The 16590-nt window shown below is 73.8% G+C and carries 17 protein-coding genes; 5 read left to right on the top strand and 12 right to left on the bottom strand.

All coding sequences use genetic code 11. The annotated features are described in order from the left end of the window. The first annotated feature begins 15 nt into the window (after positions 1-15). The gene (locus ACIP84_RS10605; protein ID WP_355958500.1) at positions 16-780 is read left to right on the top strand and encodes a class I SAM-dependent methyltransferase; all 765 of its coding nucleotides are present in this window, start codon (positions 16-18) and stop codon (positions 778-780) included. On the opposite strand, the gene ACIP84_RS10600 is transcribed toward ACIP84_RS10605, so the two are convergent. The 8 genes from ACIP84_RS10600 to ACIP84_RS10565 form a co-directional block, all read right to left on the bottom strand. Beyond that, positions 777-1244 carry an NUDIX domain-containing protein gene (locus ACIP84_RS10600; protein ID WP_355958501.1) on the bottom strand — a complete coding sequence of 156 codons (468 nt, stop codon included), beginning with the start codon at positions 1242-1244 and terminating at the stop codon, positions 777-779. The two genes, ACIP84_RS10605 and ACIP84_RS10600, sit on opposite strands and share 4 nt — an antisense overlap. 137 nt (positions 1245-1381) lie before the next feature. Next, positions 1382-2311 carry a glutaminase gene (locus tag ACIP84_RS10595; protein ID WP_401797017.1) on the bottom strand — a complete coding sequence of 310 codons (930 nt, stop codon included), beginning with the start codon at positions 2309-2311 and terminating at the stop codon, positions 1382-1384. Beyond that, a complete protein-coding gene (locus tag ACIP84_RS10590; RefSeq protein WP_401797014.1) occupies positions 2308-3474 on the bottom strand; it encodes an enoyl-CoA hydratase/isomerase family protein in 1167 nt (388 codons plus the stop codon). The genes ACIP84_RS10595 and ACIP84_RS10590 overlap by 4 nt, the downstream gene beginning before the upstream one ends. A gap of 173 nt (positions 3475-3647) precedes the next feature. Next, positions 3648-4448 (bottom strand): 4-hydroxy-tetrahydrodipicolinate reductase, encoded by an 801-nt coding sequence (gene dapB / locus ACIP84_RS10585; RefSeq protein WP_355958506.1) that lies wholly within the window; start codon positions 4446-4448, stop codon positions 3648-3650. Between the two features lie 292 nt (positions 4449-4740). After that, on the bottom strand, positions 4741-5424 hold the full coding sequence (locus tag ACIP84_RS10580; protein ID WP_355958507.1) for a GNAT family protein: 684 nt from the start codon (positions 5422-5424) through the stop codon (positions 4741-4743). 297 nt (positions 5425-5721) lie between these two features. After that, positions 5722-6450: a ribonuclease H gene (locus ACIP84_RS10575; protein WP_401797010.1), complete on the bottom strand. Its 729-nt coding sequence runs from the start codon at positions 6448-6450 to the stop codon at positions 5722-5724. A gap of 65 nt (positions 6451-6515) precedes the next feature. Beyond that, positions 6516-7433: an AAA family ATPase gene (locus ACIP84_RS10570; RefSeq protein ID WP_401797007.1), complete on the bottom strand. Its 918-nt coding sequence runs from the start codon at positions 7431-7433 to the stop codon at positions 6516-6518. A 2-nt stretch (positions 7434-7435) separates the two neighbouring features. Next, entirely contained in the window at positions 7436-8644 is a 1209-nt protein-coding gene (locus ACIP84_RS10565; protein ID WP_401797004.1) for an RNA ligase, read from the bottom strand. Positions 8645-8836: 192 nt separating this feature from the next. On the opposite strand from ACIP84_RS10565, the gene ACIP84_RS10560 reads away from it, so the two are divergent. Then, complete coding sequence (locus ACIP84_RS10560) at positions 8837-9169, top strand: hypothetical protein (protein WP_355958515.1); 333 nt, start codon at positions 8837-8839, stop codon at positions 9167-9169. A gap of 214 nt (positions 9170-9383) precedes the next feature. After that, positions 9384-9965 carry a dienelactone hydrolase family protein gene (locus tag ACIP84_RS10555; RefSeq protein ID WP_401797001.1) on the top strand — a complete coding sequence of 194 codons (582 nt, stop codon included), beginning with the start codon at positions 9384-9386 and terminating at the stop codon, positions 9963-9965. Here ACIP84_RS10555 and ACIP84_RS10550 read toward each other — a convergent pair. Continuing rightward, positions 9955-10386 carry a protein phosphatase gene (locus ACIP84_RS10550; protein ID WP_401796998.1) on the bottom strand — a complete coding sequence of 144 codons (432 nt, stop codon included), beginning with the start codon at positions 10384-10386 and terminating at the stop codon, positions 9955-9957. The genes ACIP84_RS10555 and ACIP84_RS10550 overlap by 11 nt on opposite strands. A 209-nt stretch (positions 10387-10595) precedes the next feature. Between ACIP84_RS10550 and ACIP84_RS10545 the strand changes: the two genes are divergently transcribed. Further along, positions 10596-11774 (top strand): hypothetical protein, encoded by a 1179-nt coding sequence (locus tag ACIP84_RS10545; protein WP_401796995.1) that lies wholly within the window; start codon positions 10596-10598, stop codon positions 11772-11774. Positions 11775-11780: 6 nt separating this feature from the next. On the opposite strand, the gene ACIP84_RS10540 is transcribed toward ACIP84_RS10545, so the two are convergent. Then, on the bottom strand, positions 11781-12350 hold the full coding sequence (locus ACIP84_RS10540) for an NADPH-dependent FMN reductase (RefSeq protein WP_355958523.1): 570 nt from the start codon (positions 12348-12350) through the stop codon (positions 11781-11783). A gap of 99 nt (positions 12351-12449) precedes the next feature. Next, positions 12450-14030 (bottom strand): aspartate:alanine exchanger family transporter, encoded by a 1581-nt coding sequence (locus tag ACIP84_RS10535; protein ID WP_401796994.1) that lies wholly within the window; start codon positions 14028-14030, stop codon positions 12450-12452. 59 nt (positions 14031-14089) lie between these two features. On the opposite strand from ACIP84_RS10535, the gene ACIP84_RS10530 reads away from it, so the two are divergent. Further along, a complete protein-coding gene (locus tag ACIP84_RS10530; RefSeq protein WP_401796991.1) occupies positions 14090-15472 on the top strand; it encodes an NAD(P)/FAD-dependent oxidoreductase in 1383 nt (460 codons plus the stop codon). A gap of 122 nt (positions 15473-15594) precedes the next feature. On the opposite strand, the gene ACIP84_RS10525 is transcribed toward ACIP84_RS10530, so the two are convergent. After that, positions 15595-16419, bottom strand: coding sequence for a hypothetical protein (locus ACIP84_RS10525; RefSeq protein ID WP_401796988.1), 825 nt, complete (start codon positions 16417-16419; stop codon positions 15595-15597). Between the last annotated feature and the right edge of the window lie 171 nt (positions 16420-16590).

Genomic DNA, 16590 nt, shown 5'->3' with positions numbered 1-16590 from the left:
GGTGATGATGAGGGGATGACACCCTCCTTCGAAGAACTCGTCGCGGAGGCCTCCGAGGCGTCCGTCGACGGCTGGGACTTCTCCTGGCTCGACGGCCGGGCGACGGAGCAGCGGCCCTCCTGGGGCTTCCACCGGCTGCTCGGCGAGCGGCTCGCCCGTGCCTCGGCCGGCCTCGACGTCCAGACGGGCGGCGGGGAGGTCCTCGCCGGTGTGCCGACGCTGCCGCGGACGATGGTGGCCACCGAGTCGTGGCCCCCCAACCTCGCGCGGGCCACCGCGCTGCTGCACCCGCGGGGAGCCGTCGTCGTCGCGGATCCCGACGAGCCTCCGCTGCCCTTCGCCGACGCCGCGTTCGACCTCGTCACCAGCCGCCACCCCGCCACGGTGTGGTGGGCGGAGATCGCCCGCGTCCTGAGGCCCGGCGGCACCTATCTCGCCCAGCACGTCGGTCCCGCCAGCGTCTGGGAACTGGTCGAGTTCTTCCTCGGGCCCCAGCCGGAGGCGGCCCGGCACCGGCACCCCGACGACGAGAGCGCGGCGGCGCGCGACGCCGGTCTGGAGATCGTCGGTCTCCGCTCCGAGCGGCTGCGGATGGAGTTCCACGACATCGGCGCCGTCGTGTGGTTCCTGCGCAAGGTCGTCTGGATCGTGCCGGGCTTCACGGTGGAGTCCCACCTGCCCCGGCTGCGCGCGCTCGACGGCCTGATCCGCGCGGAGGGTCCGTTCGTGGCCCATTCCGCGCGGACCCTGATCGAGGCGCGCAGGCCGGAGACCGCTTAGCGCTCCAGGTACGCGGCGCGGGGGACGGCGCCGGACACCAGGGGGGCCATGTGCGCGCGGTAGCGGGGCGACAGGGTCTCGAGGGAGGTGATCTTCTCCAGCGGAATCCAGTCGAGGCCGATCTGGTCGATGTCCTGCTCGGTTCCGCCGACGAGTTCGGCGCTGCCCACCACAGAGCAGAGGAAGACGACCTCGACCCGGTGGAAGTTCTCCGGGCCGAGCACGCCGGGGTCCTCCGTCCAGCCCTCCAGGACCCAGAGCAGCGGGCCGACGCTCACGGTGAGCCCGGTCTCCTCGCGTACCTCCCGGCGGAGGGCGTCGGGCAGCAGCTCGCCGGTCTCCTGGCCACCGCCGGGCAGGAAGTGGCACTCCCGGCCGTTCCAGAGATTCCGGGTGAGCAGGACGGACCCCTCGTGGAGGACGACGGCCTTCGCGGAGGTGCGGATGCGGGTGGGGACGGTCATGGGGGTCTCCTCGGTCCGGGCGGTCGGCCACCCCGGCAGCATGCCCACCTCGGACGACGGCATGCCGCGCCCCCGTCGACCGCAGGGGCGGAGGGGCGCCGTCCGGGAGGTCGGAAGACCTCGCGCCGTCCGGGAGGTCAGAAGACCGACAGGCCCGTGATGGTCGTGAAGCGGTCGAGCGCGGTCACGCCGGCCACGGAGTTGCCCCGGTCGTCGAGACCCGGACTCCAGACGCAGAGCGTGCAGCGGCCCGGCACGACGGCGACGACCGCTCCGCCGACGCCGCTCTTGCCCGGGAGACCCACCCGGTAGGCGAAGTCACCGGCCGCGTCGTACGTGCCGCAGGTGAGCATGACGGCGTTGACCTGCTTGGCCTGGCTGCGGGTCAGCAGCCGTGAGCCGTCGGCGCGCAGGCCGTGGCGGGCCAGGAAGCCGGTGGCCAGGGCCAGGTCGGCGCAGGACGCTTCGAGGGAGCACTGGCGGAAGTACTCGCGGAGCAGGTCGGGCACGGGTCCCGTGATGTTGCCGTAGGAGGCCATGAAGTGGGCGAGGGCCGCGTTGCGGTCGCCGTGGGCGGCCTCCGACGCGGCCACGTCGGCGTCGAAGGCCAGGTCCGGGTTGCCGCTCTCGGCGCGGAGGAAGGCGAGGAGGCCGCCCGACGCGTCGCCGGTCAGCCGGTGCAGGCGGTCGGTGACGACGAGGGCGCCGGCGTTGATGAACGGGTTGCGCGGGATGCCGTTCTCGTACTCCAGCTGGACCAGGGAGTTGAACGGGTCTCCGGAGGGTTCCCGGCCGACGTGGGCCCAGAGCGCGTCGCCCTCTCCGGCGAGGGCGAGGGCGAGGGTGAAGACCTTGGTGACGGACTGGGTGGAGAAGGGCCGCCGCCAGTCCCCCACCCCGTAGACCGTGCCGTCGAGTTCCGCCACGGCCATGCCGAAGTCGGTGGGGTCGCCGGCGGCGAGCGCGGGGATGTAGTCGGCCGGGGTGCCCCGGTCGGTGAGTGCGGCGATCTCCTCGGCGATGCGGTCGAGGACGGGCTGGAAGGAGGTGGTGGCGTTCGTGGTCACGCGCGGTCCCGCGGGCCCCGGTCCTCGGCGGCCCACGGGTGGGAGCGCAGCTCGTCGGCGGTCGGCAGCTCGCCGGCGGTCTGCTCGCCGGTCCGCCGGTTCGCCTCGTCCTGCCGGGCGGCGGCGAGGCCGAGGTCGCCGCCGGCCGGTACGGCGAAGGAGCGGGCGACGGACTCGTCCGTGACCTCGGGGAGCGTGGCCGGGGTCCAGCGGGGGTTGCGGTCCTTGTCGACGACCTGGGCGCGGATGCCCTCGACGAGGTCGGGGGTGGTCAGGGCGGCGCAGGAGACGCGGAACTCCAGGTCCAGGACCTCTTCCAGGGTCGCGAGGGCCCGCGAGCGGCGCAGGGTTGCCAGGGTCGCCTTGAGGGCGGTCGGGGACTTCGTGAGCAGGGTGGTGCCCGCCTCCTTGGCGGCGGACACGCCGATGTCGAGGAGCCGCTCCACGACGGTCTCGACGGTCTCGGCCCGGTAGCAGGTGTCGATCCACTCCCGCTGCTCGGCGAGGACGCCGGGCGGAGGCGTGGCGGCGTGCCGGGCGACGGCCTCCTCGGCCGGGAGCCGGGTCAGGTCGCGGACCAGGGCGGGCAGTTCGGCGGAGGGGACGAAGTGGTCGGCGAGGCCGGTGAGGATCGCGTCGGCGGCGCCGACGTGGCCGCCGGTGAGGGCGAGATGGGTGCCGAGCTCGCCGGGGGCGCGCCCGAGGAGGTATGTGCCGCCGACGTCGGGGACGAAGCCGATGCCGGTCTCCGGCATGGCGACCCGGGAGCGCTCGGTGACGACGCGGACGGAGCCGTGCGCGGAGACGCCGACGCCGCCGCCCATGACGATGCCGTCCATGAGGGCGACGTAGGGCTTGGGGTAGCGGGCGATACGGGCGTTGAGCCGGTACTCGTCGCGCCAGAAGGCGGCGGACGCGGAGCCGCCGGCGCGTGTGTCGTCGTGGATGGCGCGGATGTCGCCGCCGGCGCAGAGCCCGCGCTCGCCCGCGCCCTCGATGACGACGGTCTCGACGGCCGGGTCGTGCTCCCAGGCGGTCAGTGCGGCGTCGAGGGCGAGGACCATGGTGTGGGTGAGCGCGTTGATGGCGCGGGGCCGGTTCAGGGTGAGGAAGCCGACCCGGCCCTCCGTCCGGAGCAGTACGTCGGCGGTTCCGGTCGGCACGTTCACTCGGTTCCTCTCCTGGCGTGGGGCGCTGTCGCGATCACCGTACCCGGCGGGTCGGGACGCGGCCCCGGTGGACCGGGGATCGCCGCTGGTCATCCGTCCCGGCTACCCCGGCCGCCGCCATGGTGGCCGGATCGGTCACCGGGACGGTCGGCCGAGCGGTCGGCGGCTCACTCGCCGAAGAGCAGGGAGTCGATGCCTCGGCGGACGCCCGGGGTGTCGTGCGCGTGGCGGGCGGCGAGGAGGGTGCCCGCCACGTACGGGTCGGGGTCGGTGCCCGGGTCGTGGCGCAGGACGAGTCGCTCGCCGGGGCCGCCGAAGACGACCTCGGTGGTGACCGAGTAGCTGGGCAGCCGGACGGAGTGGACGCGGGTGCCTGCGATGTCGGCACCGCGTGCCTCGACGGGGCCGTGGAGGTCCTGGAGGGGGACCGCGGGGGCGGGGGTACGGACGGCGCCGAGCGTCTCGGCGAGCTCCCGGGCGGTGCCGCTGGGTACGTCGGGCTTGGTGGCGCTCGCGTAGTCGATGATCTCCCAGTGGTCGAGGTGCTCGGCGGCGAGGGCGGCGGAGCGGCGCAGGAGGGCGGCCATGATCGAGAAGTTGCCCGCGGCGATGACGCCGACGCCGTGAGTGCGGGCGAGGGCGTCGAGCTCGGTGTAGTCGTCGGCCGTGAGGCCGCTGGAACCGACGACGACGTGGACTCCGGCCCGGACCGCGGTCAGGACGTTCTCCTTGACGGCGGCGGCGCTGGTGTAGTCGATGAGGAGGTCGACGGGGGCGGCGGCGAGGGCTTGGGCGACCGTCGCGTGGACGGTGCCGTCGGAGCGGGAGCCGGCGGCGTCCGCGAGGGTCCGGCCGGCCGCCGAGCGGGAGACGCCGGCGGTGAGCGCGAGGTCGTCGGCCGCGTCGAGGGCGGCGACGAGCGGAGGCGCGGTCCAGCCGGTGACGCCGGCGAAGCAGACGTTGATCATGCAGGTCACTGTAGGCGCGGGGCGGCGCCGTGAGCGGGAGGACGGGAGGGCCTGCGGCGGGGAGGAGCGCAGGGCGTGAGGGTCGCCGTCGAGGAGGGCGCGCGGAGGGCGGGGTGTGAGAACAGGGGGCGGAAAGGACTCATCCGCTTCTCGCGGATCCTGATTGCACGGTGCACGGTCCTGTGACGGCCGCTACCCCGCGTCCTCATATGTCGAGTCCTTCCCGTCCCTTCCATGGAACCACCGCTCCGGCGGGGGCGCGAGCGCCCGCCGGAGCGGTGCCGGAAGGGGTTCAGGCCGGGAGCAGATCCTGCGGAACGCGCACCTGGCGGGGTGTGGAAAGGCGGAGTTCGATGATGTCGCGGACGGTCGGCCATTCCTCGTCGAGGATCGAGTAGAAGGCCGTGTCGCGGACGGCTCCGTCGAGCCCGCGGGAGTGGGCGCGACGGACTCCTTCGCAGCTCGCTCCGAGGCGCTCGATCGCGATTCTGGAGCGGGTGTTGCGGGCGTCCGCGCGCATCGTGATGCGGCGCACGCCCCAGGCTTCGAAGGCGTGCCGGAGCATGAGGAACTTGGCCTCGGTGTTGATGCCGGTACCCCGGGCGTCGCCGGCGATCCAGGTGTTGCCGATCTCGGCGGCGTCCGGCACGGAGGTCAGCGGATCTCCGTGGGGCATGCCGGGGACGGGCGGCCAGACCAGCGGCCCCCGCCAGTAGTCGAGTTCGAGGAACCGGGTCGAACCGATGACTCGCTCGTCGGCCGTACTGACCAGGGCGAAGGGCAGGGATCTTCCTGCCGCCTGATCGGTCAGGGCACGCGCGATGTAGTCGAGGGCCGATTCGAAGCCGTCGGGTACGGGGGTGAAGGCGTAGGCCGATCGGTCCGCCCCGCCGGCCCGGGCGAGGGCTTCGGCGTGCCGCATCGCCAGCGGCTCCAGGCGCACGGAGCGCCCGGTCAGGAGAACAGGTACTGGCACGGAACCTCGGGTCTTTCACGGGCAGGGAAAGCTTCCGCCGAGGGGTCACCGCGGCGGCAGCAGGAGGGAGGTTCTCGCCGGTGCCGACCACGTCAAGAGAGCGACAAACAAGCAGGTAAAACGGTTCGTCACCGGTGGCGAGGAGGACAGTATGCAGCCCCAGGCGCTCGGAGAACAGAACCCCCGGCGAACCCGGGTACACGCCTGGGTGAAGGCTGGCGCGCGCCCGGGTGGACCGGTCTCAAGCAACGGACGGAGCCGCCCGCCAGTCGGACGGCCGGAGGGCCCGGAAAGGGATCAGACGCAGGTGGGATGGCCCCAGCCGTCGGGGTTCTTCGCGATGGTCTCGCCCTTGTCGTAGGCCTTGCCGCAGCGGCAGCGGCCCGAGAATCTCGCCTTCAGCGTGCCGCCGGACGGGCGACTCCGGCGTGCTGCCGCACCGCCGCCGGAGCCACCGGAGGAACCGGCCGACGAGGCGCCCGCGGAGCCGGACGGCGCTGAGGAGCGCGGGCGGGGCGCGGAGGCGCGTGTCGGGGCTTCGGGGGGCGGCAGCGGGGCTCCCGCGGCGGAGCCGGTGGGCTCCTGCGTACGGGCGGTGTGGCTGGCGGCTCGGTCGGCCGCGTCGTTGAGGGGGTCGCCGTCGACCTGGTGCGCGGGGACGTAGACGAAGTCGACGTCCCGGCCGGTGAGGAGCGCGTCGATCCGGACGACCAGGTCCTTGTTGGCCACGGGGCTGCCGGAGGACGTCTTCCAGCCCTTGCGACGCCAGCCGGGGAGCCAGGTCGTGACGGCCTTCATGGCGTACTGGGAGTCCATCCGGACCTCGACCGGCACCGCCGGGTCGAGGGTCTCGAGTAGCCGTTCCAGGGCTGTGAGTTCGGCCACGTTGTTGGTCGCGCGGCCGAGCGGGCCGGCCTCCCACCGGTCGATCGCTCCGTCGGCGCGGCCGATGACCCATGCCCAGGCCGCGGGCCCGGGGTTTCCCTTCGACGCGCCGTCGCACGCCGCGATGATCTTTTCCACCATCCCACGATCCTGACACGGGGACGGGGGTGGGTGGTCCCGCCCCCGTCCCCGCCGGCCGTCGTGGGTCAGAAGTCGCCGTAGTTGACCTGCCAGGTGGGCAGGCCCATCCGGCGCCAGAGGGCGACCACGCGGTCACGGTCGTCGAGCGAGACGCGGACGTTGTACCGGTGGCGCACCCGGGCGTCGAAGAGTTCGGCCTTCACGAGGTCGTCGCCGCGGCCGTCACCGGACGCACGCATCCACAGCTCGTCGTACGGCACCTCGTGGTGGGCGAGCCAGGACTCGGTGATCGCGCGGTGGTCCTCGCTGCGGCCGGACAGCAGCACGATCCGGTCCCGCTCGGTGTGCCGGAAGGCGCGCAGGGCGTCCCGCACCGAGACGTTGAGCAGGTCGCGGTCGCAGTACCTGAAGTCGTACGGGCCCCGGTCGACGCGGAGGGCGAGGGTGCCGTCGATGTCACACATGACGGCGGTGGGGAGGCTCGGGTCGGGGACGTAGGGCTCGCCGACCGTGGGGCGGTCGTTGAGCCAGTCCGCGGTGAGCCGCCAGCCGCCACGGGTGGCCTTGGCGTGCTTCTCGGCGAGGATGCGGATGATCTCCTCGCCGACGGGTCGCTCGCGGGCGGCGTCGCGGCGCACGCACTCGTCGACGGGGACGTCGGTGAAGTCGTGGACGGCGAAGGTGGCGAGGCCCCCCACGGCGGCCTTCAGCCGCTTCGGGATGTGCGGGGTCAGATGGGTGTTGTCGACGACGACGTCGAAGCCGTCGTCGACGGCGGCGCGGACGGCCGAGTCCTGGATGCCGAGCACGGTCTGCTCGTGCTTGTGGGAGCGGCCGCGGTCCGGCGAGGGGACGTCGAGCATGGAGCGGAGGTCGTCGAGGTTGACGCGCCGCACGCGTCCCTCGGCGGCCGCCTGGAGGGCGCGGGCGGCCGTCGTCTTCCCGGAGGCCGGGAGGCCGGTCATGACATGGACGACAGGCACGGTCAGTTCTCCTGGTCGTGGGCGAAGGGGTCGGCGGCCTCGGGGCGCAGCTGCCGCCAGAGGAGGAGGTCGGTGGGGCGCCCGTCGAGGCGCAGGAACAGGGCGGCGCGCAGGCCGCGGTCGGGCACCCCGGCCGCGGCGCGGGCGAAGGCGCCCCGGTCGTCGGCGAGGTGGGCCAGGCGGGTGTACGCCTCGTCGACGGCCCGCTCGCGCTCGGCGGCCGCGGCTTCGAGGCCGTCGATCACCTCGCGCACCCAGGCGTCGAACTCGTCCGGCACCTGTTCGAGGAGGGCGTCGAGCGGCTTGCCGCCGTCGGCCTCGACCTCGGACACGGAGCAGCCGAGGCCCTTGGCGAGTTCGCCGGCCGGGAGCGCGGCGAAGCGCTGGATGCCGTGGCCGCGCCAGATGTCGCGCTCGGTGACACCGGTGAGCACCTTGTGGAGGCGTACGTACTCGGCGAGCTTGGCCTTGGCGCGCAGGCCGGAGGCGAAGCGCAGGACGAAGCCCTCGGCGTCGGTGCCGGTGGCCCGGTGGCCGCCGGGGAGCGTGTTGGACTCGGTCAGGGCGAGGAGCTCGGCGATGTCCATGGCGGGCCAGGTGCGGACGACGGAACCGACGGGCTGCCAGCCGGTGGCGGCCTCGGCGAGCGGGACCTCGGTGCCGTCCCGGCCGAAGGCGGCGAGCAGGACGAGGTCGCGGCGCTCGCCGTAGTTCACGACGATGCGGTTGCCCGGGTAGAGGATCTCGGCGAGGTACGTGACGCCGGGCGTCAGGCCCGCGGTGTCGGCCGCGTCGAGCCGGCGCTGCGCCCAGGTGGCCTGGGTGCTGGTGAAGGAGCCCTTGGAGGCGACGTGCCAGCGGTCGTCGTAGTGGAAGACCACGCCGAGGCTGCCGTCGACCTTGTCGTACACCTCGAACGGCTCGTCGGGCAGCGCCGGGGCGTAGGGACGGCCGGCGGCGTGTTCCGAGACGTTGAAGAACTTGGGGAGGGGCAGCGCGACGATCCGTCCGGTGGCGTCGTCGGCGACGAGTCCGCGGCAGCGGGTGGTCGCCTCGTTCCAGTGCTGGGCGTACTGGCACGCGCGCGTGTACGTGTAGATCGACAGCGGCAGCCGGGGGTGCCGCTTGCGCGTGACGTGCCCGTCCGCGAGTGCGGCGGTGAGCTCGTCGGACGGCATCAGGTCGTGCAGAGTCAGGGTCGCCTGGCTCATGGGGTCCCTCCCGGGTGTTCGGTGATCCATTCTCCGTGGTGGGAGGCGTGGGGAACAGCGATTTTCCGGCGCGGTGGGGATGCGGCGGGGGTGGCGTCCGGGGCCTCGCTCCGGGGTGTGTCGGTGGTGCCCCGTAGACTCGCCGTCTCCCCGCCGGTGACGTCACCGGCGCAGACGAAGGAAGCGAGCCCCATGAACCACGCGGACGGCACGGCACCGATCTACGCCGAGCTCATACGGGAGCGGGGGGATGTTCCGGGTGACGTCCGCCAGATCGCCGAGGAGGTTCTGCGGGACCTGAGCCGGGTCATCCAGGTGCCGCCGCAGGGGGTCCAGGGGCCGCAGCAGGGTGTCGTCGCGCACGCGGGAGCGGGCGCGCACCCGGGATCCCACCAGGGCGTCGTCGCCGTCGCGCACCAGGGTGCCGTCCAGCCCTCCGGCGTCGGGGGCCCGATGGGCGTCGGCGGACCCGCGGGTGTCGTGGGCCAGGCGGGCGCCGTCCTGCCGCACCGGCCGATGCGCTAGCCGACCGTACGGGGCCGTCCGTCACGCTTCCGGCCGGCCCCGGCCCGCCGGCACCGTTCACGGTCGTCGGCCGGCCCGCCGTCCACCCCGATCCCGCTCGGTGCCCCGGCCCGTGCGCCGTCTGCCGGGCGTTGTCAGTGCCGTGGGTCATGCTGCTGCGATCGGCCCGTGCCGCGGTGGGGCGGGCCATGTACGGACGACTGGGGATGACGACATGGCCGAGGTTCTGCTCTTCCACCACTCGCTCGGGCTGACCGAGGGAGTGGTCGGGTTCGCCGAGGAGCTGCGGCGGGCGGGGCACACGGTGCACACGCCCGACCTGTACGAGGGCCGGACCTTCACGGACCTCGGGGCCGGCGTCGGGTACGCCCAGGAGATCGGCTTCGGCACGCTCGTGGCGCGCGGGGAGCGGGCGGCCGCGGAGCTGCCCGACGCCCTCGTCTACGCCGGGTTCTCGCTCGGTGTGCTGCCCGCCCAGAAGCTGGCGCAGACCCGGGCCGGGGCGCTCGGCGCCCTGCTGTTCGGCGCCTGCCTGCCCGTGTCGGAGTTCGGCTCCGCCTGGCCGGAGGGCGTCCCCGCCCAGGTCCACGGGATGGACGCCGACCCCTTCTTCGTCGACGAGGGCGATCTGGCGGCCGCCCGCGCGCTGGTGGCGGACGCGGCGGACCGCAGACTCTTCCTGTACCCGGGGACCGCGCATCTGTTCGCCGAGCGCGGGACGCCGTCCTTCGCGCCGGAGGCGACCGCGCTGTGCCTGGAGCGGACGGTCTGCTTCCTGGACGCCGTCAAGCGCTGAAGCGGCGGACGTAGCGGCGCTGCCAGGGGGTCTCGACGGCGTGCCGGTCGTAGTGACGGCGGACGTGGTCGACGGCCTCGTCGGCCGGGACCCCGTCGAGGACGGCGAGGCAGGCCAGGGCGGTGCCGGTGCGGCCCCGCCCGCCTCCGCAGGCGATCTCGACCCGTTCGTCGGCAGCGCGTTCCCAGGCCTCGGTGAGGACGGCCCGGGCCGTGGGACGGTCCGCGGGGAGGCGGAAGTCCGGCCAGCGGAGCCACACCGACTCCCACGGGACCTCGGGCGCGCTCCTGCCGAGCAGGTGGACGGCGTAGGTCGGCCGGGGCCCCACGGGAAGCGGGCGGCGCAGGGCGCGGCCGCGCACCAGCCGTCCGGAGGGAAGTCTCAGGACGCCGGGGGCCGACTCCTGCCAGGGTTCGGTCATCCCGTCACGGTACGGGCGGACGGAGCGCGGGGACAGCGTCGGGAGCACTACGGGGTCAGCCGATCGGTCGATCCCGGTGTCGTCCGTCCCGCCGCCGGGTCGGGGCCGGCCGTCGGACCGTGCGCGGCCGTGTGCGGGCGGAGGATCGGTGCGGGGTGCGGCCCGTCCTCGGACGGGCCGCCCGGGTCCGCCGTACCGAGGAGTCCGTCATGACGAAGTACCGCCCTGCGTCCCGTTCCGCCCGGGTGCTCCTGCCCGGAGCCGTGGCCGTGGTCCTGCTCGCCGGATGCGCGCAGGGGTCCGGTGGGGCGTCCTCCGCGGCGGGATCGGCCTCGCCGGCCGGGGTGGCCCCCACCGGCGCGCCGCCCACCGCCGGCTCCTCCGTCACCGTGGGGCCGGCCCCGACCGGAGAGCCCGCGCCGGGCACGCTTCTGGTCGCCGACTTCGGCTCCGACACGGTGACGTTCGTCGACCCCGCGCGGGGTGCGACCGGCTCGGTCGAGGTCGGCACCGCTCCCTACGGTCTGGTCCTCGGGGAGGACGGGCGGGCCTGGGTGGCGACCGCCGAGGGGGTGGCGGTGGTGGACACGACGACCCGGAGGCGGCTCGCGATCGTCCCGTACGAGACGGACGCGGGTCCCGTGACCACGGGCGAGTACCGGGGCGGCGGCATGGGGATCGCCCTCGCGCCGGACGGGCGCCGGGTGTACGTGGGGGTCAATGTGCCCGGCGGGAACGGCACCCTGGAGGTGATCGACACGTCGGCCCTGCGGGTCACGGACACGGTGCCGGTCGGCCGGCGCCCCTTCGACGTGGACGTCTCGCGTGACGGCGCCGAGGTGTACGCGACGAACCACGACTCCTTCGACGTCACCGTCGTCGAGGCGGCGACGCTGGAACCGCGCCGGGTGGAGGTCGCCCCGTACGGCACGGAGGGCGGGCTCGGTTCCTGGCTGAAGCCGCACTACACGGCCGTACGTCCGTCGGACGGCAAGCTGCTGCTGCCCTTCGAGGGTGAGCGGCTCGCGGTCGTCGACCCGCGGACCGGCCGGACGACCGTCGAGCCGATGACGGCGAACACCCACCAGCACGGAGCCACGGTGACCGCCGACGGCACCCTCCTGGCGGTGGGCACGGGACCGATCGACCCGGACGAGGACGAGGGTCCCTCCCTGACGGTCAGGACCCCCGGCGGCGCCGAGCGGGTCTACCCCCTGGAGGGGCCGCACGAGGACGTGGCGGTCTCCGAGGACGGGCGCACCGCGTATGTGACCGGCGGGTTCACCCGCGACGGGTACTGGGACGGCCTGAGCGTCGTCGACCTCGACACGGGTGACGTCCGCCGTCTCGAGGCGGGATCGCGTCCCCTGGGGGTCGTGGTCCTGTGACCCCGTTCAGCGCTGGGGCAGGACGGTCGTGACCCGTTCGATGAAGGTCTTGAAGTCGGCCATGAAGTCGGTCAGGAACTGCTGGGTCGTCGGGTCCGTGACCTCGCCGTCCGGCGTGAAGAGCCCCGGAACGAACTGGATGTAGCCCTCGGGGGCGTTCATCTGCGGGGAGTTGCAGAAGCTCAGCACCGAGCGGAGGCTCTGCTGGGCGACGGCGGTGCCGATCTTGCCGGGCGAGGCGCCGATGACGGCCGAGGGCTTGTGGGTGAAGGAGTTGGTTCCCCAGGGGCGGCTGGCCCAGTCGATGGCGTTCTTGAGGCCGCCGGGAATGGACCGGTTGTACTCGGGGGTGACGAAGAGGACGGCGTCGACAGCGGCGATGGCGTCCTTGAGGGCCCGGCCCTCGGGCGGGTAGTCCGCGTCGAAGTCGTGGTTGTACAGCGGCAGGTCCTTGATGGGGATCTCCTGGAACTCCAGCTCCGGCGGCGCCACGCGGAGGAGGGCCCGGGAGAGGATCCTGTTGATGGAGTCCTTCGACAGGCTGCCGACGAAGTAGCCGACCTGGTACGTGGTCATGCGGGTTCCGCCTTCCGGGAGGGGGTCCGGCCTCCGCGCCGGGCCTCCGGCAACGTAACCCGGCCGTGGCCCGGCTGCGACCGGAGTCGCGCCGGGGCCTCAGAGCCCCACGATCAGCTGGATGCAGACGATCTTGACGAGGATGGCCAGGGCGAACAGGGTCGCGTAGCCGGTGTTCACCCGGCTGTCGGAGACACGGCTGTTGGCGTACGCGGTGATGGCCGGGTTGCCCACGTACCCGGCGAGGAGCCCCATGGTGCGGGGTCTGCTCTGGCCGAGGAACCGGGCGACGAGCACCATCAGGGCGTAGCTGATCACCGCGCCGATGACGAGCACCGTGAGGAGCCTGAGGCCGAAGAGGGAGAACGCCTCGCGGCGGAAGGCGTAGCCCGAGGTCAGGCCGACGCAGGCGAGGAAGATCAGCAGGCCGATCTGGCGGAGCGTGAGGTTGGCGCGGGTCGGCAGGACCCAGACGAGGGGGCCGGTGCGGCGCAGTCGGCCGAGGACCATGGCCATGACGAGGGGTCCGGCGGCGGTGCCGAGGGACAGCACGGTGGAGCCGACGGTCAGCTTCGGGATGCCGATGAGGAAGCCGGCGGCGAGGCCGAGGCCCATGCTGACGGCGCTGACCTCGCTGACCTTGGCCTCGGTGTCGCCGAGGAAGCCGGTCACCTCGGCGGTGCGTTCCCTGGGCATGGCGACGCGGACCCGGTCGTCGAGCTGGAGCAGCAGGTCGTCGTGGGCCAGGAGGTCCTGGTCGCCGCGGCGGACCCGGGTGGCCTTGGCTCCGTAGCGGTCGCCGAGGTCGAGTTCCGCCACGGTGTGTCCGGCGAGGTCGGGGTTGGTGAGCAGGATGCGGCGGTAGTCGACGATGTCGCGCCGGTCGAGGAGGTGGGTGGAGGCCTGGGCGCCGAGGGCGGCGATGCCGGCGGCGACGGCCTCGGGTCCGCCGACGAGGACGACCTGGTCGCCTGGGGCGAGGGTGTCGAGGTCGCGGGCGACGCGGGGCGTGCCGCCCAGAGGCCGGTGGGCGCTGGCGAGGAGCCGGCCGTCGGTGGCGCCGGGGACGTCGGCCCAGCGGAGGGGCCGGGTGACGTCGACGGTGCGGGTGATGAGTTCCCTGGGGAGTCCGGAGCCGGGGTCGCGGCGGCCGGGCCAGGTGCGGGCGGCGGCGACGGCCGAGACGAAGAGGATGGTGAGGACCACGGCGAGGGGGTAGCCGATCGCGTAGCCGGTGGCGGGCTGGGCGGGGTCGGGCGAGGAGGCCTGGGCGGCGGCGAGGCCGGGGGTGGTGGTGCCGATGCCCGCGAAGCCGCCCGCGAGATAGGGGCCGTCGAGGTCGAAGACCTTGCTGCCGAGGAGGCCGACGACGAGGGCGGTGACGACGAGGGCGGCGACGGCTCCGGTCATCACGGCGAGCTGGGGGCGGAGTTCGCGGAAGAAGGCCGGACCCGCCTCCAGACCCACGGTGTACACGTACAGGGCGAGGCCGAGGACGGAGAGTCCTGCGGGCACGGCCGGGCCGATGTCGGGGTCGAGCGCGCCGAGGAGCAGACCGGCGAAGAGGACTCCGGCGGGGCCGAGCTTCACCGGACCGAAGCGGACCATGCCGAGGAGCGATCCGGCCGCAATGACGATAAAAAGGGTGAACCACGGATAGTCAGCGAAAAATTGCCACATGCGGCTTACTCAGCCATATCCGATGGCCTCTTGCACGCTCATACGGAAGGGCGGACAGCGTGACGCGACCGAGGATTCTCGTGGTGGGCGCCGGATTCGCCGGAGTGGCCTGTGTACGGCGGCTCGAACGACGCCTCGCGGAGCGGGAGGCGCAGCTCGCGCTCCTCTCACCGTTCTCGTACCAGCTGTATCTGCCCCTGCTCCCCCAGGTGGCGGCGGGGGTCCTGACCCCGCAGTCGGTCGCGCTGTCGCTGCGCCGCAGCGAGCGGCACCGCACCCGGATCGTGCCGGGCGGTGTGGTCGGCGTGGACACGGCGGCGAAGGTCTGCGTGGTGCGCACGATCGCCGGGGAGTACGTGACCGAGCCGTACGACCATCTCGTGCTCGCGCCCGGCAGCGTGACCCGCAGCTTCGACATCCCGGGGCTCGCCGAGCACGCGCGGGGGATGAAGACGCTCGCCGAGGCCGTGTACATCCGCGACCACGTCATCGCGCAGCTCGACCTGGCGGACGCGAGCAACGACGACGAGGAGCGGGCCGCGCGGCTGCGGTTCGTGGTGGTCGGCGGTGGTTACGCGGGCACGGAGACGGCGGCCTGCCTCCAGCTGCTCACCCACCACGCGGCCAAGCGGTATCCCCGCATCGACCCGAAGCTCATCAAGTGGCATCTGGTCGACATCGCGCCGAAGCTGATGCCCGAGCTGGGCGACAAGCTGGGCGCCGCCGCGATGGACATCCTGACCAAGCGCGGTATCGAGGTGTCCCTGGGCGTGTCGGTGGCCTCCGTGGACGACGACGCCGTGACGCTCACGGACGGGCGGGTGCTGCCGAGCCGGACGCTCATCTGGACGGCCGGGGTGGCGGCGAGTCCGCTGATCGGCACGCTCGGCGCGGAGACGTTCCGGGGGCGGCTCGTGGTCACGGCCGAGATGAACGTGCCGGGGCTCGACGGGGTGTGGGCCCTCGGAGACGCGGCGGCGGTGCCGGATCTCGCCAAGGGCGAGGAGGGCGCGATCTGCCCGCCGACCGCCCAGCACGCGATGCGGCAGGGCAAGGCCCTCGCCGACAACCTGGTCTCGACGCTGCGCGGCGAGCCGACCCACCCGTACATCCACAAGGATCTGGGTCTGGTGGTGGACCTCGGCGGGCTGGACGGGGTCTCGAAGCCGCTCGGTGTGGAGCTGCACGGGGCGCCGGCGCAGGCCGTGGCCCGCGCCTATCACTGGGCGGCGCTGCGGACGAACGTGGCGAAGACCCGGGTGATGACGAACTGGCTGCTGAACGCCGTGGCCGGGGACGACTTCGTACGGACCGGGTTCCTGGCGTCGAAGTCGGGCACGCTGCGGGACTTCGAGTACACCGACGCGTATCTGACCCCGGAGCAGGTCCGTCTCCACACGGGTCCATTCCGGGGGGCGGTCGGCACCGGCGGAGGGAACTGAGGGGCACGCGCGCGTACGCGGCCCGAGGAGGACGACGGCGGCGCGGTACGGGGCCGGACGGCGAGGGTGCGTCCGGCCCCGTCGCCGCGCCCGGCGGGCACGCCGGCCGGCCCCTGCCGCGTTCAGCGGGTCAGTTCGGGCGTCGGGCCCATGACGATGACGGGTTCCCTGGCCGGGTCGAGGGCGCGGATGAGTTCGCGCAGCGACTCGCGTTCGAGGGCGATGCAGGCCTGGGTGGGGCCGTCGTGGTCGACGTGGATCCACACCCCGCCGCCCTTCTCGGCGCCGAGCGGGCGTTCCTTGTCGAGCGGGGTCCGGCCGGGGACGCGGTTGTAGTCGATGGCGACCACGTGGTCGAAGGAGCCTTCGAGGGGTTCGCCGAGGAAGCCGGTGCCGCTGATGGCGAACTCGTCGTCCTGGTCGTACGGGAGGCGGGAGCCCGGGTCGGGCAGCCGGCCGCCCGCGTCCCCGAGCCGGAAGACCCCGATGGGGGTGCGCAGGTCGCCGGCCGTGTGGTCGGTGGTCCAGCCCCGTAGCGCGTTGCGGGTGGGCCACGGCCCCGCCGACTCGGTCCAGTGGCCGCCGGGGCCCTTCTCGTAGAGGGTCGCGACGGAGTAGTTGTCGTCGGCGGTGGCGCCGGTGACGACGAGGGCCTGGGTGGTGCCGTCGGGGACGAGGGCCTGGGTGGCGGGGCCGACGCCGGGGAGCCTGGGCGCCGGTGCGGGCTCGGAGGCGATGGTGCTCGCCGGCTCGCCCGGCCCGGCGGCCCCTTGTGCGGCGCCGGGCGGGGCGCCCGCGGGGCGGGAGTCCCCTGCGGTCGCGGCGGCGGCCTTCCCTGCGGGTGCGGCGGGGGCCGGGGGCGCGGTGTTCGCGCAGCCGCTGAGCAGCAGGGCCGCGCACAGCGTGCCGGCGCTCAGCAGCGCGGGGGCGCCCTTGTGGACGGGCATGGAAGGATCCTCCTGGCCGGGGGCAATGCGTGGATGCGTACCCGTTCGGCGGGCGGCGCTGCGGCGGTTCCGGTGCCCTCACCCGTACGGCCGCGTCCAGCGGTGGCGACCGCCCTCGCCGGCCTTCCGCACCCGCATGCGGTTGACCGGGCCGGACGGGGCACGCTTTCC

Origin of the sequence: Streptomyces sp. NPDC088707 (genome assembly GCF_044752725.1) — a bacterium.
Taxonomy (GTDB): domain Bacteria; phylum Actinomycetota; class Actinomycetes; order Streptomycetales; family Streptomycetaceae; genus Streptomyces.
Note: the sequence above shows the minus strand (reverse complement) of the source record. Positions and strands in the feature narration are given on the sequence as shown.

Bases quoted from the DNA above. Each gene is read 5' to 3' on its own strand.
- ACIP84_RS10605 (WP_355958500.1), top strand. From the start codon at position 16: ATGACACCCTCCTTCGAAGAACTCGTCGCGGAGGCCTCCGAGGCGTCC.
- ACIP84_RS10600 (WP_355958501.1), bottom strand. From the start codon at position 1,244: ATGACCGTCCCCACCCGCATCCGCACCTCCGCGAAGGCCGTCGTCCTC.
- dapB (WP_355958506.1), bottom strand. From the start codon at position 4,448: ATGATCAACGTCTGCTTCGCCGGCGTCACCGGCTGGACCGCGCCTCCG.
- ACIP84_RS10575 (WP_401797010.1), bottom strand. From the start codon at position 6,450: ATGGTGGAAAAGATCATCGCGGCGTGCGACGGCGCGTCGAAGGGAAAC.
- ACIP84_RS10565 (WP_401797004.1), bottom strand. From the start codon at position 8,644: ATGAGCCAGGCGACCCTGACTCTGCACGACCTGATGCCGTCCGACGAG.
- ACIP84_RS10560 (WP_355958515.1), top strand. From the start codon at position 8,837: ATGAACCACGCGGACGGCACGGCACCGATCTACGCCGAGCTCATACGG.
- ACIP84_RS10555 (WP_401797001.1), top strand. From the start codon at position 9,384: ATGGCCGAGGTTCTGCTCTTCCACCACTCGCTCGGGCTGACCGAGGGA.
- ACIP84_RS10550 (WP_401796998.1), bottom strand. From the start codon at position 10,386: ATGACCGAACCCTGGCAGGAGTCGGCCCCCGGCGTCCTGAGACTTCCC.
- ACIP84_RS10545 (WP_401796995.1), top strand. From the start codon at position 10,596: ATGACGAAGTACCGCCCTGCGTCCCGTTCCGCCCGGGTGCTCCTGCCC.
- ACIP84_RS10540 (WP_355958523.1), bottom strand. From the start codon at position 12,350: ATGACCACGTACCAGGTCGGCTACTTCGTCGGCAGCCTGTCGAAGGAC.
- ACIP84_RS10535 (WP_401796994.1), bottom strand. From the start codon at position 14,030: ATGTGGCAATTTTTCGCTGACTATCCGTGGTTCACCCTTTTTATCGTC.
- ACIP84_RS10525 (WP_401796988.1), bottom strand. From the start codon at position 16,419: ATGCCCGTCCACAAGGGCGCCCCCGCGCTGCTGAGCGCCGGCACGCTG.